This is a genomic window from Rhodococcus sp. UYP9, assembly GCF_040547235.1.
In the GTDB taxonomy this organism is placed as follows: domain Bacteria; phylum Actinomycetota; class Actinomycetes; order Mycobacteriales; family Mycobacteriaceae; genus Rhodococcoides.
The window spans coordinates 18,796-43,153 of record NZ_JBEPPH010000008.1; the positions used below are offsets into that span (position 1 = coordinate 18,796).

General features: G+C 61.0%; 22 protein-coding genes and 1 pseudogene. 12 read left to right on the top strand and 11 right to left on the bottom strand.

Going from position 1 to position 24,358, the window contains the following annotated elements; genetic code table 11:
• Positions 1–82 precede the first annotated feature (82 nt).
• The gene (locus ABIB36_RS19340; RefSeq protein WP_354562814.1) at positions 83–2,467 is read left to right on the top strand and encodes an ATP-binding cassette domain-containing protein; all 2,385 of its coding nucleotides are present in this window, start codon (positions 83–85) and stop codon (positions 2,465–2,467) included.
• A 25-nt stretch (positions 2,468–2,492) separates the two neighbouring features.
• Here the strand turns inward: ABIB36_RS19340 and ABIB36_RS19345 are convergent, their stop codons facing one another.
• Positions 2,493–3,926: a DUF2252 domain-containing protein gene (locus ABIB36_RS19345; RefSeq protein WP_502944954.1), complete on the bottom strand. Its 1,434-nt coding sequence runs from the start codon at positions 3,924–3,926 to the stop codon at positions 2,493–2,495.
• Between the two features lie 129 nt (positions 3,927–4,055).
• Here ABIB36_RS19345 and ABIB36_RS19350 point away from each other — a divergent pair, with 129 nt between their 5' ends.
• Positions 4,056–4,961: a polysaccharide deacetylase family protein gene (locus ABIB36_RS19350; protein WP_354562811.1), complete on the top strand. Its 906-nt coding sequence runs from the start codon at positions 4,056–4,058 to the stop codon at positions 4,959–4,961.
• Positions 4,962–5,030: 69 nt separating this feature from the next.
• Here ABIB36_RS19350 and ABIB36_RS19355 read toward each other — a convergent pair.
• The 3 genes and pseudogenes from ABIB36_RS19355 to ABIB36_RS19365 all read right to left on the bottom strand — a co-directional run bounded on the left by ABIB36_RS19355 (position 5,031) and on the right by ABIB36_RS19365 (position 9,272).
• Positions 5,031–7,397: pseudogene (locus ABIB36_RS19355) on the bottom strand (sulfatase-like hydrolase/transferase).
• 172 nt (positions 7,398–7,569) lie between these two features.
• A complete protein-coding gene (locus ABIB36_RS19360; RefSeq protein WP_084345143.1) occupies positions 7,570–7,971 on the bottom strand; it encodes a DUF7144 family membrane protein in 402 nt (133 codons plus the stop codon).
• 920 nt (positions 7,972–8,891) lie between these two features.
• Complete coding sequence (locus ABIB36_RS19365) at positions 8,892–9,272, bottom strand: hypothetical protein (RefSeq protein ID WP_084345135.1); 381 nt, start codon at positions 9,270–9,272, stop codon at positions 8,892–8,894.
• Position 9,273: 1 nt separating this feature from the next.
• Between ABIB36_RS19365 and ABIB36_RS19370 the strand changes: the two genes are divergently transcribed.
• The 3 genes from ABIB36_RS19370 to ABIB36_RS19380 all read left to right on the top strand — a co-directional run bounded on the left by ABIB36_RS19370 (position 9,274) and on the right by ABIB36_RS19380 (position 10,849).
• Entirely contained in the window at positions 9,274–9,684 is a 411-nt protein-coding gene (locus ABIB36_RS19370; protein ID WP_354562808.1) for a hypothetical protein, read from the top strand.
• 146 nt (positions 9,685–9,830) lie between these two features.
• Positions 9,831–9,965 (top strand): hypothetical protein, encoded by a 135-nt coding sequence (locus ABIB36_RS19375; protein ID WP_354571653.1) that lies wholly within the window; start codon positions 9,831–9,833, stop codon positions 9,963–9,965.
• Between the two features lie 89 nt (positions 9,966–10,054).
• The gene (locus tag ABIB36_RS19380; RefSeq protein ID WP_354562803.1) at positions 10,055–10,849 is read left to right on the top strand and encodes a hypothetical protein; all 795 of its coding nucleotides are present in this window, start codon (positions 10,055–10,057) and stop codon (positions 10,847–10,849) included.
• Between the two features lie 390 nt (positions 10,850–11,239).
• Here the strand turns inward: ABIB36_RS19380 and casG are convergent, their stop codons facing one another.
• From casG to ABIB36_RS19395, 3 genes are all read right to left on the bottom strand, one after another.
• Entirely contained in the window at positions 11,240–12,883 is a 1,644-nt protein-coding gene (gene casG / locus ABIB36_RS19385; protein ID WP_354571655.1) for a steroid-24-oyl-CoA synthetase, read from the bottom strand.
• Between the two features lie 198 nt (positions 12,884–13,081).
• Positions 13,082–14,605 (bottom strand): acyl-CoA carboxylase subunit beta, encoded by a 1,524-nt coding sequence (locus ABIB36_RS19390; RefSeq protein WP_354562798.1) that lies wholly within the window; start codon positions 14,603–14,605, stop codon positions 13,082–13,084.
• 132 nt (positions 14,606–14,737) lie between these two features.
• The gene (locus tag ABIB36_RS19395) at positions 14,738–15,334 is read right to left on the bottom strand and encodes a maleylpyruvate isomerase family mycothiol-dependent enzyme (RefSeq protein WP_084345130.1); all 597 of its coding nucleotides are present in this window, start codon (positions 15,332–15,334) and stop codon (positions 14,738–14,740) included.
• Positions 15,335–15,570: 236 nt separating this feature from the next.
• On the opposite strand from ABIB36_RS19395, the gene ABIB36_RS19400 reads away from it, so the two are divergent.
• The 3 genes from ABIB36_RS19400 (at position 15,571) to ABIB36_RS19410 (ending at position 17,768) form a co-directional block, all read left to right on the top strand.
• On the top strand, positions 15,571–16,143 hold the full coding sequence (locus tag ABIB36_RS19400; protein WP_084345129.1) for a P-loop NTPase family protein: 573 nt from the start codon (positions 15,571–15,573) through the stop codon (positions 16,141–16,143).
• A 105-nt stretch (positions 16,144–16,248) separates the two neighbouring features.
• A complete protein-coding gene (locus tag ABIB36_RS19405) occupies positions 16,249–16,893 on the top strand; it encodes a ScbR family autoregulator-binding transcription factor (protein WP_084345128.1) in 645 nt (214 codons plus the stop codon).
• An 83-nt stretch (positions 16,894–16,976) separates the two neighbouring features.
• Entirely contained in the window at positions 16,977–17,768 is a 792-nt protein-coding gene (locus ABIB36_RS19410; protein ID WP_084345380.1) for an SDR family NAD(P)-dependent oxidoreductase, read from the top strand.
• Between the two features lie 124 nt (positions 17,769–17,892).
• Here ABIB36_RS19410 and ABIB36_RS19415 read toward each other — a convergent pair whose 3' ends face one another.
• Positions 17,893–18,621, bottom strand: a complete 729-nt coding sequence (locus ABIB36_RS19415; RefSeq protein WP_084345379.1) for a dienelactone hydrolase family protein — start codon at positions 18,619–18,621, stop codon at positions 17,893–17,895.
• Positions 18,622–18,884: 263 nt separating this feature from the next.
• Between ABIB36_RS19415 and ABIB36_RS19420 the strand changes: the two genes are divergently transcribed.
• On the top strand, positions 18,885–19,487 hold the full coding sequence (locus ABIB36_RS19420) for a dihydrofolate reductase family protein (RefSeq protein WP_084345378.1): 603 nt from the start codon (positions 18,885–18,887) through the stop codon (positions 19,485–19,487).
• Between the two features lie 46 nt (positions 19,488–19,533).
• Here the strand turns inward: ABIB36_RS19420 and ABIB36_RS19425 are convergent, their stop codons facing one another.
• A complete protein-coding gene (locus ABIB36_RS19425) occupies positions 19,534–20,694 on the bottom strand; it encodes an Rv3169 family protein (protein ID WP_084345377.1) in 1,161 nt (386 codons plus the stop codon).
• Complete coding sequence (locus tag ABIB36_RS19430; RefSeq protein ID WP_354562791.1) at positions 20,691–21,878, bottom strand: phosphotransferase family protein; 1,188 nt, start codon at positions 21,876–21,878, stop codon at positions 20,691–20,693. The genes ABIB36_RS19425 and ABIB36_RS19430 overlap by 4 nt, the downstream gene beginning before the upstream one ends.
• 121 nt (positions 21,879–21,999) lie before the next feature.
• Between ABIB36_RS19430 and ABIB36_RS19435 the strand changes: the two genes are divergently transcribed.
• Entirely contained in the window at positions 22,000–22,650 is a 651-nt protein-coding gene (locus ABIB36_RS19435) for a TetR/AcrR family transcriptional regulator (RefSeq protein ID WP_084345375.1), read from the top strand.
• Positions 22,651–22,670: 20 nt separating this feature from the next.
• Here the strand turns inward: ABIB36_RS19435 and ABIB36_RS19440 are convergent, their stop codons facing one another.
• On the bottom strand, positions 22,671–23,108 hold the full coding sequence (locus ABIB36_RS19440; protein WP_218775702.1) for a MarR family winged helix-turn-helix transcriptional regulator: 438 nt from the start codon (positions 23,106–23,108) through the stop codon (positions 22,671–22,673).
• Between the two features lie 67 nt (positions 23,109–23,175).
• On the opposite strand from ABIB36_RS19440, the gene ABIB36_RS19445 reads away from it, so the two are divergent.
• Entirely contained in the window at positions 23,176–23,550 is a 375-nt protein-coding gene (locus ABIB36_RS19445; RefSeq protein ID WP_084345374.1) for a cupin domain-containing protein, read from the top strand.
• 66 nt (positions 23,551–23,616) lie between these two features.
• A complete protein-coding gene (locus ABIB36_RS19450) occupies positions 23,617–24,204 on the top strand; it encodes an FKBP-type peptidyl-prolyl cis-trans isomerase (RefSeq protein WP_354562786.1) in 588 nt (195 codons plus the stop codon).
• The last annotated feature ends 154 nt before the right edge of the window (positions 24,205–24,358 follow it).

A 24,358-nucleotide genomic window follows, 5' to 3' on the forward strand; every position in this document is an offset into this window, starting at 1 on the left:
ATCAGGAATCGAGAAGCGGGATGGCGCGACCCGCAGCTACTGTGACGACAACTACCTGTTCCAGAGATGGAGAACCGAACGCATGGCCACGAAGAGAAATGCGAAGTCGCCTGGGCTGCATGCTGCCGACACTCATGATCTGATCCGCGTGCAAGGCGCCCGAGTGAACAATCTCAAGAACATCAGCGTCGATATACCCAAGCGCAGGCTGACCGTCTTCACCGGTGTTTCCGGCTCGGGCAAAAGCTCGTTGGTGTTCAACACGATAGCCGCAGAGTCACAGCGGATGATCAACGAAACCTACAGCGCTTTCGTTCAAGGCTTCATGCCCACGCAGGCTCGCCCCGACGTCGATGTACTCGACGGGCTGACGACGGCGATCATCGTCGATCAACAGCGAATGGGCGTAGATCCGCGATCGACGGTCGGTACCGCCACCGACGCCAACGCGATGCTTCGTATCCTCTTCAGCAGACTCGGCAAGCCACACATCGGTTCGGCACAGGCGTACTCCTTCAACGTCGCCTCGATCTCCGGGGCTGGCGCCGTCACCATCGAGCGCGGTGGCCGACAGACGAAAGAACGGCGCAGTTTCAGTATCACCGGCGGAATGTGCCCCAGGTGCGAGGGCCGAGGCTCGGTATCGGATTTCGATCTGTCCGCACTGTTCGACGCAGCCAAGTCCTTGAACGAGAACGCCATCACCGTGCCCGGCTACAGCATGGACGGTTGGTACGGCCGCATCTACCGCGGCTGCGGCTTCTTCGATCCGGACAAACCGATCAGCAAATACACCAAGAAAGAAATGAACGATCTGCTCTACAAGGAGCCGACCAAAATCAAGGTCGAAGGCATCAACCTGACCTACACGGGATTGATTCCACAGATTCAGAAGTCGTTTCTGTCCAAGGACGTCGAAGCGATGCAACCCCACATTCGTGCTTTCGTGGATCGCGCAATCACCTTCGCGACCTGCCCAGACTGCGACGGCACCAGGCTCAGCGAGGCTGCGCGATCGTCGAAGATCAAGGGCAAGAACATCGCCGACGTGTGCGCTATGCAGATCAGCGATCTCGCCAAGTGGGTCGGTAGTGTGAAGGAACCGACGATGACGCCTCTGCTGACGTCGTTGAGTGGCATCGTCGACTCGTTCGTCGAGATCGGGCTCGGATACCTGAGTCTGGACCGTCCGTCCGGCACCCTGTCCGGTGGGGAAGCCCAGCGCACCAAAATGATTCGCCACCTCGGTTCCTCACTCACCGATGTCACCTACGTCTTCGACGAGCCCACCATCGGCCTGCATCCACATGACATCGCTCGGATGAACGATCTCCTCCTGAGGCTTCGAGACAAAGGCAACACGGTGCTGGTTGTCGAGCACAAGCCGGAAACGATAGCGATCGGCGACCACATCGTCGACCTCGGTCCCGGCGCCGGCCGTGGGGGAGGAGAGCTCTGCTTCGAAGGGACGGTCGAAGGACTGCGAGCGAGTCACACCATCACGGGCCGTCATTTCGACGACCGGGCAGCACTGAAGGATTCCGTACGTGCCTTCACCGAGGTCATGGAAATCCGCGGTGCGACGTCCCACAACCTTCGATCCGTCGACGTCGACGTGCCGCTCGGAGTTCTTGTTGTAGTCACCGGTGTCGCCGGTTCGGGCAAGAGCTCGCTGATTCACGGATCACTGTCCGGGCTGGACGACGTCATCGCGGTCGATCAGGGAGCGATCCGCGGATCCCGACGTAGTAATCCAGCTACGTACACCGGGCTACTCGATCCGATTCGAAAAGCGTTCGCCAAAGCCAACGGCGTCAAGCCTGCTCTGTTCAGCGCCAACTCCGAAGGCGCATGCCCGAACTGTAACGGTGCAGGAGTCATCTACAGCGATCTCGCGATGATGGCCGGGGTCGCCACCATCTGTGAAGTGTGTGAGGGCAAGCGGTTTCAGGCATCGGTGCTGGAGTACTTCCTCGGTGGACGAAATATCAGCGAAGTTCTCGAAATGCCCGTGGCCGAAGCCGAGGACTTCTTCGGCGAAGGCGATGCGAGGATTCTGCCCGCACACAAGATACTGACCAGACTCTGCGATGTCGGCCTCGGTTACGTCAAGCTGGGTCAGCCTCTGACCACACTGTCCGGTGGTGAACGGCAACGCCTCAAGCTCGCGACCCACTTGAGCGAAAGAGGCCGAATTTACGTACTCGACGAACCGACCACCGGGCTCCATCTCGCCGACGTCGAGCAATTTCTCGGCCTACTCGACCGCCTCGTCGACTCCGGCAAATCGGTAGTGGTGATCGAACACCATCAAGCTGTGATGGCGCATGCGGACTGGATAATCGATCTCGGACCCGGGGCCGGACACGACGGCGGCCGTATCGTTTTCGAAGGAACGCCCACTGATCTCGTCGCCGACCGAACCACGCTCACCGGCGACTACCTGGCGCGATACGTCGGCAACTGACCGACAACGGAAAGCGGGTCCGCCTTCAGGGGATATCAGGCCAACCACGCTCGGACGGGATGGAGCCGTCTTCGACGGCTTTGGCCAGTTGGGCGTGGTCGGTGGTGTTTTGATCGGCGTAGGCGCTAGCGAATGCAACCATCGCTTCCTCGACCTTGCTGCGACCGCCGAGATACTCCGTGATGGCAGCTGCGTCGCCGCTGCGAGCGTGGGCGCGCGCAAGTACGTGGCCGCAGGCTGCGGCGAATTGTGCCAGGCGCGGAGCGACGACCTCACCTTTGGGGATTACTTTGCCGTCGCGAAACTGTCTGACGTAGAAGTCCAAATCCAGGTTCAAATTCTTGTCCTGAAACGATGTCCATCCCACGAACATGTCGGTGGCACTCTGGATCATGCGCTGTCCGTGCACAACCCGTGATCCGTGATTTTCGTACTTGCTCCTACCCAGAAATTGTTCGTACACCGATGGGCCTGCTTGTTTGATCTGTAGCAGCAATGGGTCACCGCTGCGCCGTTCCTCCAGCAAGGTCAGGAACACCCGCATCCCGACACTTCCGACACCGACGACTTGACGCACTGCGTCGACCACGTCGTAACGGGTAAGCAGGTTGTCGAGGTGGTCGGGAAGGGAGTCGTAATACTTGCGCATCACATCGTGCAAGATCTGCGCCGCGGCGTCGCCGAGCCGGTGTACTCGATATGGAGGATCCTCGGTTATCGCTCGGTGGCCGTCGACCAACGTGGTGAGCTTCTTCGATGCCACCCGGCCTGTCCGCTTCTTGGCGCGCTTCTCGATGAGTGCATCCACTTCGCCCTCATCGTCGGTGGTGGCATATTCGACCAACTGCTCGACACCGACTTTGTCGTACCAGACATCGATCTGCGGCATCTTCGCGTAAGTCTTCATGTGCTTGCGATAGTTTCGGTATCCCGCTCGGACCGAGTCTTGTGCAAGCATTTCCGGCACGCCGTTATCTCGGGCCAGCACAACAACGCTCGCGAGAAAGCGTTTGAGGTCCCACTCGAACGGCCCCGGCAGGGTCTCGTCGAAGTCACGCAGATCGAAGATGAGACTTCGCTCGGGGGAGGTCCACAGACCGTAGTTGAGGATGTGGGCATCCCCGCACATCTGGACCATGATCCCGGTATTGGCGGTGGACGCGAGGTCGGCGGCCATCACTGCCGCGGCACCGCGGTAGTACGTCCACGGTGAATGGCTCATTCGCCCATGTCGGATCGGGAGGAGGTCCGGCGCACGAATTTCGCTCTGCGCCAAAATCGTCTGCAGCGGGTCGTGCCCGCGACTAGTCGAATCCCAGTTTCCAAGCTCCCGGCGAGATACCAAGGCACGCGAAGCGCGCCCTGAACCCGAATGCTCAGGTGCCGGTGCATCTACTACTGCGGGAGCCCGGTTAGGCTTTGATCGAGTACTCACGGGCACTCCTTCGTCATCGTGCATGTGCGACGCATCGCCAGTCTCGTCGTATTCGCCAGAGATCGACTCGCTGCTCAGCACTCGAGCATGGTCCATTCCGGTGCAGAGAGCATCACCCGCCCAGGATGATTCTGCTTGACTACCCATCGTGGAGTGGCGGTGCATAATGACCCGATGGCCCTTGCCTCACACGGACGCTTCGACTACTCGGCAATCACCGATCGTCCACAGTTCGAGTGGCCCGGTGGTGCTCGACTGGCGGTGTATGTCGCCGTCAACTGCGAACACTTCCCTTATGACGACGGCGAGCCCGGCCTCGGTTACACACCAGACATGGATCAACCGAACACCTACAACTGGGGATGGCGAGAGTACGGCAACCGAGTGGGCGGATTCCGAATCGCAGAAACTTTGGAGCGGAGCGGAATACGGCCCACACTGTTACTCAACACCGAAACATACGACCATGCACCGGAGTTGCTCGACGCATTTCGCGAACTCGACGCCGACTTCGTAGCCCACGGCCGCACCAACGCGGTCCAACCGAACCAACAGGACGAGGACGATGAGCGCCGGACCATCGACGAGGTCTATCGCAAGATCGAACGCCTCGAGGGGATACCGCCTCGTGGGTGGATGAGTCCGGGCGCCAATCCGAGCCGTGTAACCGAGGACCTCCTGGCTGAGCGCGGATTCGACTACACACTCGACTGGCCGATCGATGATCAACCGGTGTGGCTTTCCACCCGCGGTGGACCGCTGCTCAGCGTTCCGTATCCCCACGAGGCCAACGACCTACCGGCATTCGTGCACCATCACGGCACAGCGGACGAGTTCGAGCGCACGATCATCGACTCGTTCGAAGAACTCAAGGACAATTCAGCCGATCAGTCTGTGGTGCTGGCCATCTCGATTCACACATTCCTGACCGGCCAACCGTATCGACTCCGGCGGTTTCGCGCTGCCCTCGAACACATGACGGCGAATGCCGACGACGTCTGGTTCACGACAGCAGGGGACATCGCCGATCACTTCCGAAGCGTCATGCCTCCGAAGTAGAACCGCACCTTGTCGAACCGATGAACGAAACGATCCGACAAGGTGCGGAGTATCGAACAACCCCTGATGCTACTGGCGCGATACTGCAACTCTGGCGACGTCGGCGGGATCGATGAGGTGCGAGTGGTCGTCGTCGCCGACATCGATTTGTACGACGTCGATGTGCCCGTTGAATTTACTGGCGCCGGCGTACGCGACGCTGACCGGCATGCCGTATTCCTCGCCGATATCGGTCGTCTCGTCGGCGGAGAAAATCATCGGCTGTGTCTGATCTACCCGACCTTTGCCGACTTCACGGCCGTCGTAGTAGACGGTGACGGTGCCACCTTTGGCGAGGCCGCCTCCGTCGTAAGCAAACTCCGAGCGTATCTGGTGCTTGCCCTGGGTAACTGCTTCCGTTGCAGTGACAGTGAATTCGGTCATTCCGAGCAAGTTGTAGACGAAGGATGCATGCCCGTTCTTGAGGTAGAGCGCCCAGCCACCGAACCGGCCACCTTGAGCGATGATCACGCCCTCGGTGGGTCCGTCCGATGGCGTTTCGATCGAGGCCGTAACACTGAACGAGCGGTTCTTGATGTCCAGGACGCTGTGTTCGCTGAGGCGCTTCATTCCGGGAAACAAGACTTGCTTGGTGCCCTTGATCAACTGTGGCCTTCCAGCCAGTGTTGCATTCAAGCGCTCGAAGCGTCGATCGTCGATTGGTAGGACGTTGTACTTGACGGCTTCGATCAGCCAGAGCCTCTGCAAGTTCGCCAGTCGATCGGGATCTTCTGCCGCCAAATCCTTGGCCTGTGTCCAATCGTTCTTGCCGTCGTAGAGTTCCCAAACGTCGTCGTCGAGCGCAGGCAGTTGCTCGTTCGCCAGCCATGGCGTGCTGTGGCGGGTGACTGCACTCCACCCTTTGAAATAGACGCCGCGGTTGCCGGCCATTTCGAAGTACTGCAGGTCGTGACGTTCGGGCGCATCTACCGCGTCGAACGTGTAGTTCATGCTGGTGCCCTCGATAGGCGATTGCTGAACTCCCAGAACAAAGGTGGGTTGCGGAATGCCGGCAGCCTCGAGAATGGTGGGCGCAACATCGATGACGTGGGTGAACTGCGAACGTATCTCGCCTTTGCTGGTGAATCCGGCAGGCCAGTGCACGACAGTGCCATTGCGGGTACCGCCCCAATGTGAGGCAACTTGTTTCGTCCACTGAAACGGGGTACACATTGCCCATGCCCAGCCGACCGAGTAATGGTTGTAGGAATCGGGTCCACCGAGCCTGTCCTTCATTTCGGCCATGAATTCCGGTGTCTCGATCGCTGCCAAGCCATTGAAGTTCGCCATCTCGTTGAACGCACCGTTGACTGTGCCCTCGGCCGACGCACCGTTATCACCGATGATGTAGTAGATCAGCGTGTTATCAAGTGCACCAATGGATTCCACCGCATCGACTACCCGGCCGACGTGGTAGTCGGCGTGCTCGAGGAAACCAGCATAGAGTTCCATCTGCCGTTCGAGTACCGGCTTGAGGTCCTCGCTCATATCGTTCCAGGATGGAATTGCATCCGGACGCGCGGTCAATTCTGAATCCGCCGGCACGAGACCCAATTCTTTTTGCCGAGCGATGATTGTCTCGCGCTGGCGATCCCACCCGTCTGCGAACTTGCCCGCATACTTGTCTGCCCACTCGGGCGGGACATGATGGGGTGCGTGCGTAGCTCCGGGAGCGAAGTACGCAAAAAATGGCTTGTCAGGTGCGAGCGCCTTCTGGGTGCGAATCCAATCGATTGCTCGGTCTGCGAGGTCCTCGGTGAGGTGGTACCCGTCCTCCGGCGTCTTCTCGGCCTCGACCGGGCTGATGCCCTCGTACAGCGCGGGGTAGTACTGGTTGTTCTCACCGCCGATGAACCCATAGAAGTGCTCGAAACCACCGCCACCGGTCGGCCAAGCGTCGAACGGTCCGACCGGCGAGGTTTGCCAGGGTGGCACCTCGTGACATTTGCCGAACTGCGCCGTCGAGTACCCATTGAGCTTCAACGTCATCGGCAACGAAGCCTTGGTATTGGGGCGCATGCCGGACGAGCCGGGTGCTGCGGTAGCGGTCTCCGTGATCATTCCCATTCCCACTGAATGGTGATTACGGCCGCTGAGCAACGCTGCCCGAGTCGGAGCGCACAATGCAGTGGTATGAAAGCGGCTGTAAGTCAGGCCACCGGCCTGTAAACGCTCTGCAATCGGTGTATTCGACGGCCCACCGAATGCACTGCTCGCGCCGTAACCAACATCGTCGAGAAGGATCACCAAAATATTCGGTGCACCCTCCGGAGGTCATAACGGTTCGATCGGTGGGAAGCTGGTTTCCGGATCTTTGGCGTCGTAGGTGATCAATCCCAGGTGTTGACGATCGGGAATAGGTAGCGAATCACGACGTGCAAATGCTTCGTCCGTCATAGCTGACTCCTAGTGCTGCATAGTGATTGGTTGGGGAATGGTCGAATCCGATTGATTGAGTCAGCACACAGATTCACCAGTGGGGGACAGGTGACCCCAATGGGACTCATACCTGCAGCCGAAGACAGGGACATGTCCGCCTCGGGCTGACTTCCCTTGCCGTCGAAGCGCGTCAGTCAGTTCTCCAAGAAGCGACCGCCCAGATGACGACGACGTCGATTGCGATCACCAGGACTGACCACCACGGGTAGTACGGGAGCCACAGAAAATTAGCGATGATCGAGAGCGACGCGATCACGATGGCACCAACTCGGGCCCAGATTGCTCCGCTGAACATGCCGATTGCAATGAGCGCACCGAGCACACCTACAATCGTGACGATCCAACCCCACGTCGTGAGATCGAATTTGTAAATGTACTCAGGTCCGGCGACAAACAATTCGTCTTTCGATATCGCCGAGATACCCTGCAGCACAGTCAGTATCGACACAGTAAGTAGCAGGATTGCGGCGGCAAACGTCGTTCCGGCTGCAAATCCTTGTTTTACGGGATGGCGATCGTATTCAGTAGTCATCACATTCCTCTATCCTCGCAGCAGCGGTTGTCAAATTCGAGTGTGAGCCGTCCTGGGCCGAAAATGCTCACCCACTGCGGATGAATCCCCGCCGTACTGTCGCCAGTGGCGCCGAAATCGCGCCTGGACCCACGTGCTGGAAAGGAAGATCAGCACATCGGCTGCCGACGCGTGCGAGACCCGCCAATCATCGGAGCTGTCGTCAAAGAGTCGGACCCACAAACCAGCCTTCAAATCGTCACGTGACGATTTGAAGGCTGGGAAACCCACTGAGAGGGGATGGACTCCGAAGTAGCGGCCGGGAGTATCGATGAGACTGCACATGGAACATGCCATCGGTAAGGCACCAATATCGATAGACAACAATGGCGACGCCGTACGGAATGCATCGAGCACGGCGGCGAATCCCTGTGTGCGCGTATCGTATTTGCGAGACTCGACATACGATGATTGGGCAACTGGTCGATGCCGCCTGAAGGTGGATCACCGCTCGAAGCAGTTTTTTCGTGCCGGCCGTGGGCTGACCTGGGGTTTCCTCATTTTCAGCTATTTTGCCGATAATCAACATTATGTCAAGTAATATGTTGGGCGATGTCCCCCGTCGAGAATGTTTCCGCTTCGTGTACCAGTCGACCACTCGCGAACTGTGCACGACGCATGCAGACTCGTCAGCCGACGGTCGGTCGGTGGATCACCAGTGTGTGACCGCTGCGCGATGGCTGCACCTAGGCGCCGGGTCGGTAACCCAACCAATCGCGTTGCTGTGTCTGTTCACTGCCGACATACGTACAAACGGCCACAATCCCCCAGGCCTGCGATTGAAACGACTCTCATTGGAATTACATTTTCGTTGGCATCAAAACTCGGTGACAGGCAACCGTCAAGAAATCTTGACGCTGGCCGTTGCAGTTGCTCCTCAACTATCGAACGGGGTCCGTCGGGTTCTTCACTCTGGGCCGCAGATTGTAGCCGCCATACCACTGATGCACTGCTTGCTTGCTCATGCCGAGAACGTCGCCGATCTTCGACCACGGCACCGGCGGGCTTGCACTGCGCAATCGCTCGATGATGGCGTAGCGGTCGGCGATCATCGTCGAAGCCAGGAACGCGTTGATCTCGAGCGCATCGAAATCAGAGACGGCATCGATGCGACGCCGCTCGGCGTCGGTGATCCACTTTCCAGCATCCTTACGCCCTAGATCGCGCACACCTTCAGCGAGCTCGACCGCTGCGAGGGCGGCGTTGTATTCGTCATACATCGCGGTCAGTTCGGCCGCGGTGAGTTTCTTTTCGGAATCCATATTGTCAACATATATTGACGGATTCGCACTCCTACGGCGACCTGGTATCGCGGCGTACCGCGGAGCTTTCTACAACTCCCGATCCGCCGGACAGTTCGCACTCACCCAAGCAGCGGCACTGTCGGACACCCGCGAAGTGGACAGTGTCTCCGTCGCCATCGACGCCGTCTATCAAGGAAGCTCTCGTCGTGATGTCGAGGTCCTCGGCACCCCCGGCGAGCTCGCCGCCGAACTGACCGCGCTACCGGCATACAAGAACGGTGTACTGCGCACCGTCATCTCCGCACCGCGAGAGGTCACCACTGCCGTCACCGCCGTTCTCGACGCGTCGCCGGCGTTGCCCGACAGTGAGGTCGATGCCCCGATGTGCTCGACGTTCAGGTGTACTCCACCCGTCCGGCCCCGATCCTGAACTCACGCACCGACGTCGGAGGAAACGAAAGCTCGGACGCACACCGCGTCGCCGAGCATCTCGCGGCGAATCCCGGACGCTCGCCCCAACACAGTTTCAGCGGCGCGCCCACGCAAACTCCCCCATCCACCGAGAGGAACCAGAAAATGATGCACAACAACGTGGTCGATGCAGACAGAGGGTTGACCGAATCCGACTTCATCACGGTTGCAGGGTTGATCCTGGCCTCGGTGACGATTGCCAGGGTCCGGCGCGGCCAGCGATCGAGCATCGAATCCTGAGCTGGTACCTCGTTCGTCAGATGTAGTACTGCAGATGGATGTGCAGTCGAGTACCTGCTGATTGACTCTCTCCCGGAAGGGAGTCGTCAATGAGTAGGTCCGTCAACCGAAGTCGCTGGTCGATCGTTTCGTTGTCATGCGCCGGAGCGGCATTGGTGGCCGCGTTCGTTCTGGGCCCGGCCGCGTTGTTACGCGGACGCTATCCGCAGTTCCAGGATCAATCCGTCATGAGTGAGCTGCTCGGCCGCGGCTTGATCGACTACTGGGGTAGCGGAGTCCGCACCTATCCTCCCGGCTTGGCGGAGATGGTGGACTACTGGTTCGAGTGGCACGCGATCAAGATCGTCATCTCGGTGCTGCTGGCCGCGGTTCTGGGTCTGCTCGCGGCGACTCTGTGGCGGCGATCTCTGACGGCCGGCGTAGGTTGCGTGGTCGCGGCGGCCACTACGACTGTGCTGTCATTGTTTTCGGTGTTTGTGGCTGTGCTCAACATCCAGTCGACGGTCGCACCCGTAGTCGCGCTGCTTCCGATGCTCTCCACTGACAACGCAGACGGGCAGAGAGCGCAGTCTCTGATCGACAACGGTGTGCAGAGCGGAGACTCCAGGCCGCCACTGCTCGAGCTGCTCACACAGGTCGAGCACTACAACTGGGCGGTGATTGTCGCTACCGCCGTGGTGATCGCTGTAGTCGCTACCGGAACAGTCATCGCCTTCCGACGCTACAGATCGTCGGACGCGACAGACGGTGCCTACCGTCGGATGTTCGTTACCCTCGGATCGCTCGGTGCTGTGATGACCATTGCGATGGCGCTGCTGTTCGTCGCGGCCGTCGTTGCGGTCGTCGATCCAGGAGAAGCCCTGCTCGGCGCGGTCGGCCTGTGACTCTATTTCCGGCTGCGATCGCGGGCACGTGCACGGAACTGGCCGATTGCAAGGACGGTCAACGCGACCCCCAAGAGGGCGAGGGGGACTCGAGCGCGGGGAGCGTGGATACCTTGTACGACGATCTGCCACACCACCCACCCGATGGTCACCGGACCCACGCACGCGACATACACCGCTGACGCTGGCCGGGCCGATTGTTCCTGGGCGGTGGACAGGTCGCGTCGCCAACCCCGCTTATGACGAGCGACCACTCCAGCCTTGCCAAGAACTCGACCGCTGACCGGCGGCTCCAACTAGCTGGACGTCGGGGCGTGCAGTCGCTTGGTGGCTATCACGCCGGCCATCAAGCGACTGCGGTGAAAGACTGAACTATCGAGTCCAGAATTCCTATGGCGCAAGCGAATCCAGCCCGCGCCGCACAATTTTGCCTGTAGCGTTGCGCGGCAACTCGATCTGAGTGAGAACCCAGCGAGTCGGGACCTTGTAGCGCGCAATGCGCTCGGACATGAACGCCTTCAGATCCGCTTCCGTCGTGTCCGTCGCGGTCACGACTACGGCGACCACCTCTTGACCTAGGTCTTCGTGCGGCGCGCCTAATACTGCACACTCCTGCACCGCGGGGTGCTCCGTGAGTGCGGCTTCGACCTCAGCTGGATAGATGTTCTCGCCGCCTCTGATGATGAGGTCGGATCGGCGACTGCGCAGACGAAGATGCCCGTCGAGCATCACGCCGATGTCCCCCGTGTGCAGCCATCCGTCAGCATCGATAGCAGCATCTGTCGCGACGGCGTCGTTCCAGTAGCCCAGCATCACCAATGGCCCTCTCAAGCAAATTTCGCCTTCGACGCCGTCCGCCACCTGGCTTCCGCTGATCTCCTGAATTTTCACCTCCATGGTCATCACTGGTGTGCCTACGGAGTCTTCGTGAAGCGCTAGGTCGGCGGCGGTCGCAATGGTTGCGGCTGAACTGGATTCGGTGAGCCCGTAGGTGGTACCCAGAGATTTCGCTGCGTCGGGGAGAACTTTGCGGAGTGCCGTTTTCAGCGACGGTGAAGACGGTGCTGACCCCAGGGAAATAGCGGTAAGGGAGGACAGGTCGTATCCCGAAATGTCCTCGAGCTGAACTAGGCGGTTGGCCATGGTGGGCACCATCCCCCATTGGGTCACTCGTTCCTTTTCGACCAGCTGGAGCGCCTTGTCTATGTCGAACCTTCCGAGGTAGATCACCACCGCATCCCCGAAGACCAATCGGGGCACCACTAGATTGTGCAGTGACATCATGTGGAACAGCGGCGCGGCGAGAAGTACGCGGCGTTGTTCCGGACGTGAAATTCCCATCTCGGTCGCTGCCGCGTCATTGACGGCGAAGTAGTCGGCTGCAGCAATCACGTTGCGGTGCGAATGTGTAGCTCCCTTCGCCCTACCTGTAGTGCCACTGGTGAAGATGATGATGGCCGGGTCGTCCTCTTCGACCACAGCAGGCGGCAGCTCGGCGCCCGAGAATTCGAGGCTGAGTCGAGGAATGTCCTCCTCGATCTTCAGTACGGGAATCTTCGGATCGTCAAGCATTGCTCGACGTTTCTCATCGGCTACGACGAGCATGGGTGTGCAGAGTTCGATGGCATCTGCGGTTTCACGCGCCGACCACATCGAGTTCATCCCGACGGCTATCGCACCGAGTGCGGTCACAGCCCAGAACGAGAGGACCCATTCCGCGCTGTTGGCCGCCAAGAGCGCCACTCTGTCGCCTTTGCCGACCCCGTACTTCTGCTGTAGGACGCGACTCAGCGAGGCCACCCGGTCATAGTGCTCGGAAAACGTCAACCGAACGTCGCCACATACCAGGTACTCGCGATCACCGTAGGCCGCCGACGCAGTGAGAGCCTCGCTCAGCGATCGCGCCCGGTTTTTGAACACCTGCATTCGATGCCCGCGAACGTCCTCGTAGACAAGCTCGAATTGCCGCCCCGGGGCGGTGACCGCCGCAAGTGCCTGCGTTCGTCGCTCTTGGATGGTCAACTCTGTAGTCATCATTCGTCCTCTTTTGAGATGTTCACGCTCGATCCAACGACCGATTGTCTGATAACGCCCGGTCCATCGACTGGATCCGTATTCCGCCAAACAAAATTCACTCGCACCTCGTGTATGTATATCAACAGCCATCATCGGCGACCGACCGTCACGCGCAGCACGCGCGAGATTCACCTCATGCTAGTTCTGCCGCTTCGCTCAGGGCAGATAGCCGATGTGCCGAATCGGTTCCACCGGTGCGGGCTCACGACCTCGGGCCATTCGCAGACCTCCCAGCAATGCGTTCCGCAACTGGCGCGGATCGATTACCTCGTCGTAGGTGACCGTGCCGGCCAAGCGCCAGGGGCCCGAGTTCTCGTTTTCGATCAGGGCCGCTCGTGTCTGCTCATCTTCCTTGGCCGTAACGCCGCCGACACCGGCCGGAATCCCACCGAGCATGGCACCGGGAAACGCCAGCGAAACAGTTTGCCCACCGAACGCGTTCTGCCCCATCACCGAACTGCCGAAACCGAAGGCCTTACGCACGGTCACATGCAGCTTTGGAACCTGCGCACGATGCTGAGCTGCGAACATACGGGCCGAGGCCCGGAGGATTCCGGCGCGCTCCGAAACGCTTCCGGCCAGTACGCCTGGGTTATCCGCCAGCTGCACCAGTGGCAGGTGGAATGCGCTGGTCATCGAAATGAAGCGAGCCGCTTTCTCTGCGGCTGCCCTGTCGATCGCCCCGGCAAGTACCAGTGGCTGGTTGGCCACGATCGCCACCACCTGTCCGCCGATGCGGGCAAGGGCTGTGATGATCGAACCACCATGCTCGGGCTGGATCTCCAACAGTGATCCGGCATCTACCAGCCGCTCCAGCACTTCCCGCATGTCATAGCTTTTCCGCGGATTCGGCGGGATGATGTCCAACAAATCATCGAGATCGCGCTCGTCGAGATCGTGCCCGGATTCCGCTGTCGTCGCGGGCGGGCGATTCCAAGCGCTGCTCGGAAAATACGACAAGTACCGTCGAACCAACGCGAGTGCCTCTTCGACGTCCGCAACGACGTTGTGGACAACACCGCTCTCCACCGCGTGTACTGCGGGCCCGCCTAGTTCACTCTTGGTGACCTGCTCGCCTGTCGACGCCTGCACCAGTGGAGGACCCGCGGTGAACAGCGCTGCATCCGCGTCGACCATTACCACGAAGTCGGACAAGGGCGCGGTCAGAGCCCCATGCCCGGCGGAGGGACCGGTAACCACTGCCACAGTGGGAACCAATCCGGCCAATTCGCTCATCGCCTGCAGATCATTGGGTGCCGGTCGGTGTGGGAAGAGTCCGTTGACGGCTCGGTGCCCCGCACCCTCGAGCATCATGACCAAAGGAAGACGCTCCTGCTGTGCGAGGATCGCGATTCGGGCGCGCTTCGTGGCGGCGGCGGTGCCGATGGAACCACCGCTGACCGAGAAGTCTTCCGACCCGACCAGAAGAGGCCGGCCATCGATGAGGCCGGAGCCTGCGACGAAAGCGTCCGCAGGAGTGGAACCGTCGCCGGCCAGGGTGCCGATTTCGATGAAGCTACCCGGATCGAGCAGTTCATCGATTCTGGTGCGGGCGTCGACTCGACCGGCGGCGCGGTGGCGGGCGAGTTTCTCGGGCCCGCCCATGGACCGTGCAACTTCACGGCGTCCGGCCAGCGTTTGCAGGAGCGGCGCCCAATCCTGGCGGTTCTGGGACTTCACGTCCAATGCCCGTCGACCACTTCACACATGGGGACATCCTCTCAGCGAAGCTCGTAATTCCCGCTATCGGGATCCATCATCCAGGGTGAACATCGTCCACGAACGGGCCATCGAGATAGGTTCCACAGGTAGTCAGCTACCCGGCAACGAATCTTTACTCCAGTTCGGATCTCGCCCGATGAAGCCTGCCAGTCGAGCCACCGGATCCGCGTCGAAGGCCACGGCGACGGCCGGACCGTATTGGCCCGAGGACCGCAGCAGCTCTTCGATTCCGGCCATGCCGTCGAGCAACTGTGTGGCGAATGCAGGGTCCAGGTTCGGCGCTCGACCGATGGCGGTTGCCAGGTCCCAGGTGTGCATGAAGACATCCGACGTGTAGAACTGGTCGATCGCGTTGTTGAGGCGGTGGGTCCCCACCATCGGGTGGGTGAACTCGCTCTCGGCGGTGGCGCCGTCGAGTAGGGCCTGCACACCCTCCACGTGCGCCTGCCAAGCGGCTGCAGGATCGGTCTGTACGTCCGGTCCAGGTGGTAATTTCTGACCGCCGGCACTGAGGAAGTCAGTGAACCAGTTGACCAGATGCGCGACGATATCGCGGACGACCCAGCCCTCGACGGGAGTTGGTGCATCCCAATCACGCACCAGTGCAACATGTTCAGTGAAGCCGGCGGCTACCGCGCGGTGTCGATCAGCGGGGGTCAGCTCAGCGAGGGGTCTCCTCGAGTTCATCGCTTGTACGGCTGCATTGTGTTCATGATGCGGTGCCCTTTCAGTGGTTCGACAAGTGTGCGCCCCGCCCCCTCGTCGCCAACCATAAGGTCCATGAGGTCATGGGCAGCGAAGAAACACCACATCCGATCCCGACAACCCGTCGCATGCTCGTCCATGGCGACGGGTGTCGACCACGACTACCGATAACAGCGTCCCTGCGAGAGCACGCTGCAAGTCCAGCTAAGGTAGCCGGTGTGATTCTCGGTCCCGGTGACACTCTGAGAGGTCGGCCTGCGCGAATCATCGTCGCCGGTACCTCAGGCGCGGGGAAGACGACTCTCTCCGCAGCGATCTCACGCACGCTCGGTATCGAACACGTCGAAATCGACGCCCTTTACCACGGTCCGGACTGGACTCGTCGCGAATCTTTCGAAGCAGACGTGGCGGAATTCAGTTCGCGAGCGGAGTGGGTGACCGAATGGCAGTACGGCGTAGTTCGGGACCAACTAGCGGATCGCGCTGACCTCGTTGTCTGGCTCGACCTGCCGCGGCGAAGTGTGATGCGGCAGGTCGTCACGCGGACCGTCCGCCGTCGCTTCAGGCGAGAAGTCCTGTGGAATGACAACATCGAGCCGCCGCTGCACCGAATTCTTTTCGAAGCCGACCATATTGTTCGTTGGGCGTGGACCACGCACCACAAGACCTCTACGCGAATCGACGAACTGTCCGAACGCCTGCCTCACCTCGATATCGTTCGACTTCGCTCGCGGGCCGAGATCGACAAATGGGTGGCTTTCTCGCTGCCTGGCTGGTGTCCACGTCGATGACCGAGTGGAGTGGATGTCCGCCGTCGACGACAGCACAACGCTGGTTGGGTGGATCTCGACGTATCGTTCAAAGATATCCCCCCATCGACGAGAGCTAGGTACCACATGCAGGAGCGCGCTGTTCTTACGCGCCAGGCCGTCATCTTGGGAGCTGCCACGAGCTTCGAAAAGTTCGGCTACTCCGCCAGCCTGGGCACCATCCTGCAGCACGCCGGTGTGAGCAAAGGTGCGATGTATTTCCACTTCGCGTCCAAGGAAGAGCTCGCGCACGCGGTCATCGAAGCGCAACACGCTATGGCCATGGAAGGCAACCGACTGGTGGGCACTCAGTCCGACACCGCGATCGAGATGCTGGTGCTGGTGTCCCAAGAGATGGCGCGGCAGCTCGTAACCGAGCCCATCGCGCGAGGCGGCATGCGCTTGACGATGGAAATCGGGAGCATCCAGGGTCCGATAGAAAAACCGTACTTGGACTGGATCGACGCCATCAAAGAGATTGCGCTGCAAGCAGCCGAGGACGGCGACATCGTCGAGGGCACCGACATCGACGCGCTGGCCCGGTTCATCGTGGGCTCGTTCACCGGAGTGCAGATTCTCTCGGAGATGTTGACCGGCAGAACCGACCTGTACGAGCGGTTGAACCAGATGTGGAACCTGGTGTTGCCGACCATTGTTCACAAGAGCATATTGGCTCACGTAATGAGATTGGCCGCGCTTACACCCCGTAAATCGGAAGCGGCGAGCGCCTGACACAGTCGATGCCACGCGGCGGATATCACCGCGTGGGTAGTCGGCGATGAAATTTTCCATTGCATGAAACTGGGAGTGAGACGATGACGAATCGGTGGGCGGGCAGGTCTGTGGTGATCACCGGTGGTGGGACAGGTATTGGCCGCGGCATCGCCGAGGCCTACGCACGCGAAGGTGCGAGCGTGTTGATCGCCGAGATCGACGGAGAGTTGGGTGAACGAGCCGCGGAGCAGTTGCGCGGGCAGTACAACGGGCGGGTCGAGTTCGTGCGCACCGACGTGACAGACCGGCAGCAAGTGCACGACATGGTCGGAGCCGCCGTCTCGAACTTCGGCCGGGTGGATGTGTTGATCAACAATGCGTGGGGCGGGATCCCCTACGCACGTCTGGAGAAGACACCGGAGGAGTCGGTACGCGCCGGATTCGACATGGGAGTGATGGCTGCGTTCTGGGCGATGCAGTCTGCGTTTCCCGAACTGAAGAAGCACGGAACCGGCCGGGTAATCAACATCGCCTCGCTCAATGGCGTGAACGCCCACATGTACTCAGTCGCCTACAACATGGCGAAAGAAGCTCTACGCACACTCACTCGCACAGCTGCGCGGGAATGGGCTCAGCATCAAATTTGCTGCAACATAATTTGTCCTGGCGCCAAGAGCGCGGCGTTCGAGCGGATGGAGGCCGCAAGTCCGGAGAATGCGGCGGCGATGGCCAGCGCGAATCCGATGGGACGCATGGGCGACCCGTTGGAGGATATCGGGCCAGTGGCTCTCTTCCTGGGCAGCGATGATTGCCGGTACATGACGGGCAACACCCTCTTCGTCGACGGTGGGAGCCATATCAACGGCGTGCAGTGGGCGCCGAACGTCGACTGACAACCCCGCGCTCACCGATACTGCGGGACGGATATCAGGCTCGTCGCTGCCCGTCCGGTCGATACCGCGCTCCTCTGACACGAAACCGATAGCGGACATCGCGACAGGTGCCGGGAACGGACGACTAACTCGAGTGTCGGGCGAGGAACTGGGCCCCACCGCTCACCTCGAACTGTGGTACTCCAGCATGCCCGCCCATGTTCGCGTGCAACGTCTTCTCTTCGGAGCCGAAGGCGTCGAACAGATCCAAAGCGGCCTGCCGGTCGTTCCCTTCGTCGTCCCACTGCAGGAGAACCTGTAGCGGAATGGTGACCTGACGGGCCTCGTCGAACATGGCGGCGGGCACGAAGCTACCCGCGAACAACACGGCGGCAGTGATACGGGGCTCGACCACCGCCAACCGGATACCGATGGCTATCGGTCCTCCCGAGAACCCGACCGGTCCGCGGACTTCAGGTAGCGCAAGGAGAGCGTCCAAAGCGGCCTGCCATTCCGGGACTGCCTTGTCCACCAGCGGAAGTACGAGCCGATCGACGATCTCGTCGACCGGCTCACCGGTTGCCAGCGCCCGCCGCAGATCGCTGCGGGCCTGCTCCGCGGCGGCGGAACGGGGCCGCTCACCGCCGCCAGGAAGCTCGATGGCGGCCGCGGCGAAGCCGTGCTCCAAAACTGACGCCCGGGCCCGCCCTACCAACCGGGAGTGCATTGCGTGCAGTCCTCCAGGGTGGCCGAGTAAAACCAGCGGCACCGGTACGGATGCAGACTCGGGGGTCCACAGAATGCCGGGGATCCCGTCGAGAGTGAACGCGCGCTCGACAACGCCGTCGTCATGCTGTGCAGAAGTGAATTTCATGGTCGTGCCTTTCGAGAGTGCTCGTGAACGGCGCTCCCGGACGATCTTTTCGTCCGACCGTGATGAAAGGAAGAAGCACCCATGTCGTTACAGCGTTCACAGGTACCACCTCCTTGTTCTCGTGCACGGTCTCCGGCAACGTAGCAGGGCCGATCGGGATCCAACAACGTATTTTCTGGCAACTCAATAGCCTGGGTCCACCAGAAGCAGAAGGCATGTGAGATGGGGCGATGAGTTTCGATCGCGGTGGCAGTCTGAACGGCATGACCCGAACTACCGCACACGCGTCGATCTCCCTTGACGGCTTCGTCGCCGGCCCTGATCAGGACAAGGACAACCCGTTGGGTGTCGGAGGCCTCCAACTGCACACATGGCATATCGGTGAGGCCACGAACGAGGCCGATGCCGCGCTCACCGCTGAACTACTGCGGCCCCGTGGAGCATTCATCATGGGCCGTAACATGTTTGGCCCCGTCCGGGGCGAATGGGATGAGGACTGGAGCGGGTGGTGGGGTGACAATCCCCCGTACCACGCACCGGTGTTCGTCCTCACCCACTACCAACACGAACCGATCGAGATGGCGGGTGGCACTACTTTTCACTTCGTGACCGATGGTTTCGATTCCGCCTATGCCCAGGCCCAGGCCGTGGCCTGCGAAAACGACATCTCCATCGCCGGCGGAGCGTCGACCGTTCGTCAAGCCCTCGCCGCCGGCGTGATCGACGAACTCGTCCTCGACATCACACCAATCCTGCTCGGAAGCGGTGAATCACCGTTCGAAGGCCTGACAAACTTGAGCCTCGAACCAATTGAAGCGATTCATTCTCCGCTGACGACGCACGTGCGGTATCGCGTGAAGCACTGACCTGGGACGTCGCCGACGGCTCAGAATTCGGCCGACGCCCGGATGCTCAGGGGGCGACGTCGCCGACCCCGGTGAACCCGTATTGCTCGTGGGGTCCGATGACCGCCACCTCGAAAAGTCCTGCGCCAGTGCGGGAGACGCCGTCCTCGATGATGGTGAATCGCGCGAGATTGTCGACAGGGCTGAACATCTTCTTCCAGGGCTCGATCTCGGAGACCTTCTCGCGAAACCCCTGGACCACCAGCTCGCCCTGCCACATTCCGTGGCGCCAATCTTGCTCGAGGCCGTACCCGGTGCCGACCCCCAGGTAGTGCGGAAGCACTGGTTCGCAGGTCACGGTGAGGACGTGGTCCGGCTTGCCGGGCGAACCCGGTCTACGGAAGTACAGTGTCCCGGTCTCGACCTCGCGGGTACCCGGAACGAAGCTCAGCTCGTGATCCGGTCGGCCCAGCCACTCCCGGTCACGAGTTCGATCGGCGAAGACCCGAGTCGAGTCCTCGACGATGCGCCGCCCGTGCCTGTCCTCCTGAATGACCGTGACAATGGTGAAGTCTCCGAACTGCATGATCGAGTAGATCCAAAAGAAGTTCTGCTCGGCGGCGATCGCCGGATCGCCCTTGCGTCCAGGTGGTTCCGCCTCGCCCACTGGCCGTACGCCCCAGGAACGGTCACGGTTGCCGCGCCACGTGTCCGGCGTGACGGGGATTGCCTCGCCGTCGAGCGTCAGTGTCCCAGCCCACGTCCCGGTTTGGACGAACCGCTGGGTGTCGAAGGTGACCCGCTCGAGTTGCCGGTGGAAATGCCTCGCCTCGAGGTTCGCCGGCACGTCGGACTCGAATTCGAGATCGAAACTGAGGTCGGGAGCCTCCAGGCTCGGTTCGAGAACGACTCGCAGACGGTGCAATCCTTCGATTATCTCGATCCGTAACGGTCCGACGGACAGATCCATGCGGTCCTCCCCTAGCGCTCGGGAAGCTCGAAACACGACGTGATCATCTCCGCGTCGTAGGACCGCAAACCCGTCGCACACACCGAGATTGGGATACTGACCTAGTCCGATGATGAGGAACAGTGGATCAGCCCCGTCGACCCCGGCGTGACAATTGAAGTAGTAACGGTCGTAGAAATTGCGGTCCGAGGTGCCGACATGTCGGATGGGCTCGGCGATCTGGTGGACTGGGTAGTCGTCCAGCGGAGACAGAGTCATGACGCAGCTCCCGCCGTGACGCCGGCCCAGTAGGTGCCGTCCAGCATGGCTTCGAGACTCGCTCGGTGCATGATCATGTCATCTGGGTTCTCCGGTAGCTGAGCTTGGCCGAAAGCGACGGCACGGCGTTGCACTCGGAACATGATGACGGCGTGACGAACAGCCGCGTACAGCGTGTAGAAGTCCAGATCGGCCGGTCGGTGCCCGGTCAGCTCCCGATACGTGTCGGCGACGTCTTCGCGGCGGAGAAGGTCGGGTAGCCCGGGGAGCCCGGCCATCGTGGCGAGATCCTCGAAAAACCTGTGTAAGTAGATCATCCAGCCGAGATCCAACTCGCGCGGTCCGAGCGTGGCCATCTCCCAATCGAGTACCGCTGCAGGCTCGAAGTCCTGGTAGATGACGTTGCCTATGCGGGAGTCGCCCCAACACAGCACCGCCGGTCGGTCGTCGGTGGGCAGGTTCGCCTCGATCCAGTCGAGTCCGCGTTCGATCAGCGGAGACCGTGGTCCGTCAGCGGTGGCCCACTCGTAGTAGCGCCGTTGACCCGCGACATGCGCGCGCAGCGCCGTCTCCCCGGTGGGTTCGTCGTCGCCGTCGGTACATCTCAAACTCGGGCATACGCGGTGGGGCTCGGCGATGGCATGCAGGTCGACGAGAACCTGGATAGAGGAAAGTTGGAGTCGGGAACGTTCTTCGACCGTCCCCTCGGACAGCCAGGATCCGAAGTTGTACGGCATCACGTCGGGAGGGACGTCGCCCTTGACCCGCTCCATGACGAAGAACTCTCCACCGAGGACCTCGGGCGAGGACTCCGACCAGTAGACACGGGGAATCGGCACCGACGTGCGTTCCGCAACCGCTCGCATGACATGGAACTGCTGGTCCAAATTGTAGGTCGGGAAGATCGGCACCCCGACGACGGCAGGTGCGATCCTCGCAACCAGAAGGTGCTCCGAGCGGCACCCGTCCTCGGTCCACACAGCATCGAACAGCACCGTCTCGTTGGACATCCCTGTACCGGCCGGAATTTCGGTCGAGGTCACCTCCGGCTGGGATTCGGCGTCGAGAACTGTGACCAGCCACCGCTCGAGTCGCGCCCGCAAGACAGCAGGATCGCTGCGGGACTCACCTGGTCGGGCGAGCTCGGCAAAGTCGGGATCTGCTCCCCTGGATTCTGAAGTCATAACCACTCCTAGTGGCTTGGGAGACACCGATGGCACGCGCTAGTCGTTACACTTTGTATCGACTGAAGCCGTGACAGAATGTAACGGACGTCACACCGAAACCACAAGGGGTCCGTAGAAGATGCCGAAGGAACCCGAGGCCCAGCATCGGCTCGGCCCACAGCGGAACCCGACGATCGACGCAGCCGTGCTGGATGCCACCCGACAATTGCTGACAGAGAAGGGATATGCCGCCACCACGATCGAGGCGATAGCAGCCCTCGCGGGCGTCGGACGCCCTGCCATCTATCGGCGTTGGCCATCGAAGGCCCACATAGTCAACGAGGCCGTCTACCCCGTTCTGGACACGGATCTGGGCGCCGACATCGACTCGACACTCGGCGTCACCGGCACGATGGCCGACCAGGTCCACGCCTTGGTGCAGGGCGCGGTCACACTTTTCGCCTCTCCTGCCACCCGGGCAGCAGCCCCCGGGCTGATGAGCGAGGTACGTACCGACGGAGCGTTACGTGAAGTGTTGGTCGTACGCCAGCTCGCAGGAGTGCGAGCGGAACTGGAGCGCCGACTGGTCGCAGCCCGCGAACAGGGCGAAATTCGTGCAGGTGTCGACGTGGACACTCTCCTCGACATCCTCGCGGGTGCCGCGATCTTCGCGATGTCGGTCCGCGATATCGACGATCCTGGGCCGGTCGCCGACGCTTTGGCCGACATCGTCCTGCACGGCATCCTCCCCACCGAGCAGTCGGAGGGCGATGCGCGGACCACCGAATAGCACCGGTCAGGCTCTTGTATTCACCACAACGGCCGGAGCCGTCCCGGTACAGCCAGGGTTGCGAGCGTCTCCCCCATCTGCATCAGTTGTTCGGCACCAACAGCGGATTCCCATTGCCGGTAGACAGCGAGAGCGCACTCTTCTGCGGCTCTCGTGGCCCGTATCCCTTTGGGTGTCAACATGATCAACGTCGATCGCTTGTCCCGGGGATTCTCGACGCGCTCCAGATAGCTCGACTCGACGAGTTGGTCGGTCATTTGACTTGCTGCTTGCTTGGTCACTCCGAGATGTGCGGCTATCTCGCTCGTGGTGCATCCGGCCCCGGATACGCGAGCGAAGAGGAATCCATGAGCGGGCCGGAGGTCGTCGAATCCGCGGGTCGACATGCCGGACTGTATGCCGTCCGCGAGGACGTGGGCACACGACAACAGGGAGAACGGAAGCTGCGCGGAATTCACCCTTGACAGTGTAGACAAGTTGCTTGACCATTGTAGTCAAGCAAATTGTCTAACTCGGGAGCATGTCATGCCAACGATCACCTCGAGCGCTACACGTCGGTTCGAACTTCACGGTTCCGTATTCACCTCCTACGTTTCACCCACGACCTCCGCGAGCACCGAGTTGTGCGGCTGGATGCTCGATGTCGCACCGCATACCCCCGGTGCCGAACACACCGTGTCGAACGAAGAAGTGCTTCTCGTACTGAGCGGACTGTTGACAGTCCATATAGATGGTGTTGCAACAGTTCTCGGCCCGGGTGACGTCGCGCAGGTGCCGGCGAAGAGCAGTTTTCGCGTGCAGACAGAAATCGACTCGGCGCGAGTGTGGGTAGCCACCACGGTGGGCATGTCTGCCGAGCTACCCGATGGCTCGACTCTGACACCACCCTGGGCCCGATAAGCGATCTCGATGAACGATGCGGGTTCGAGTTCCTCCGCGCGATCGAGGTTCTGTAGCGTGATCGACGTGAATTATTCTCGCGCAACCAAATCCGGCATACTCGTGGCCTGCGCCGCGTCGCTCGCTGTGGTGCTCGCAGCATGCGGCTCCGATTCGACTACCTCATCGGTCAGCGAATCTGCACCTGCATCCACCACCTGCCCGGCCCAAACGCCCGAGGCCGGCACCACACCCGAATGGACGCTTCCCGGATCCACCGGCAGCGTGGCAGTTGCCGGATCAACCGATACGACGGCTCCCCTCGTCGAGGTCACCACACCGTTCGCTGTGACCGAGACCCAGGTACACACGCTGCAGACCGGTGACGGACCTGTCGTGGCCGACGACGCGACGGTCTCGGTCTGCTACATGGGGGTCAACGGCCGCGACGGTTCGGTCTTCGACAGCAGCTACGAACGTGGCGCACCGGTCGAGTTCCCGCTTGCCCGAGTCGTACCAGGCTTTCAGAAGGCGATCGCCGGGCAGACCGTCGGGTCGAAGGTAGCTGTCGCGATGACATCCGCCGACGGGTACCCCAGTGGTCAGCCGTCCGCTGGCATCGAGCAAGGCGACACCTTGGTCTTCGCGATCGAGATCATCGACGTTTCGGGCTGATACACCGAATCCTCTGATGAACGGGGCCGGTAGCAAGGCCCTTTTCGACCTTTACCGAGCCGCTTGGACCGTGCAGCAGCTTCCCTTCCCTTTTCAACATATAGCGCACCCGGGGGCTTGTGGCAAGACCCCGGGTGCAGCGCAGAATTACCGG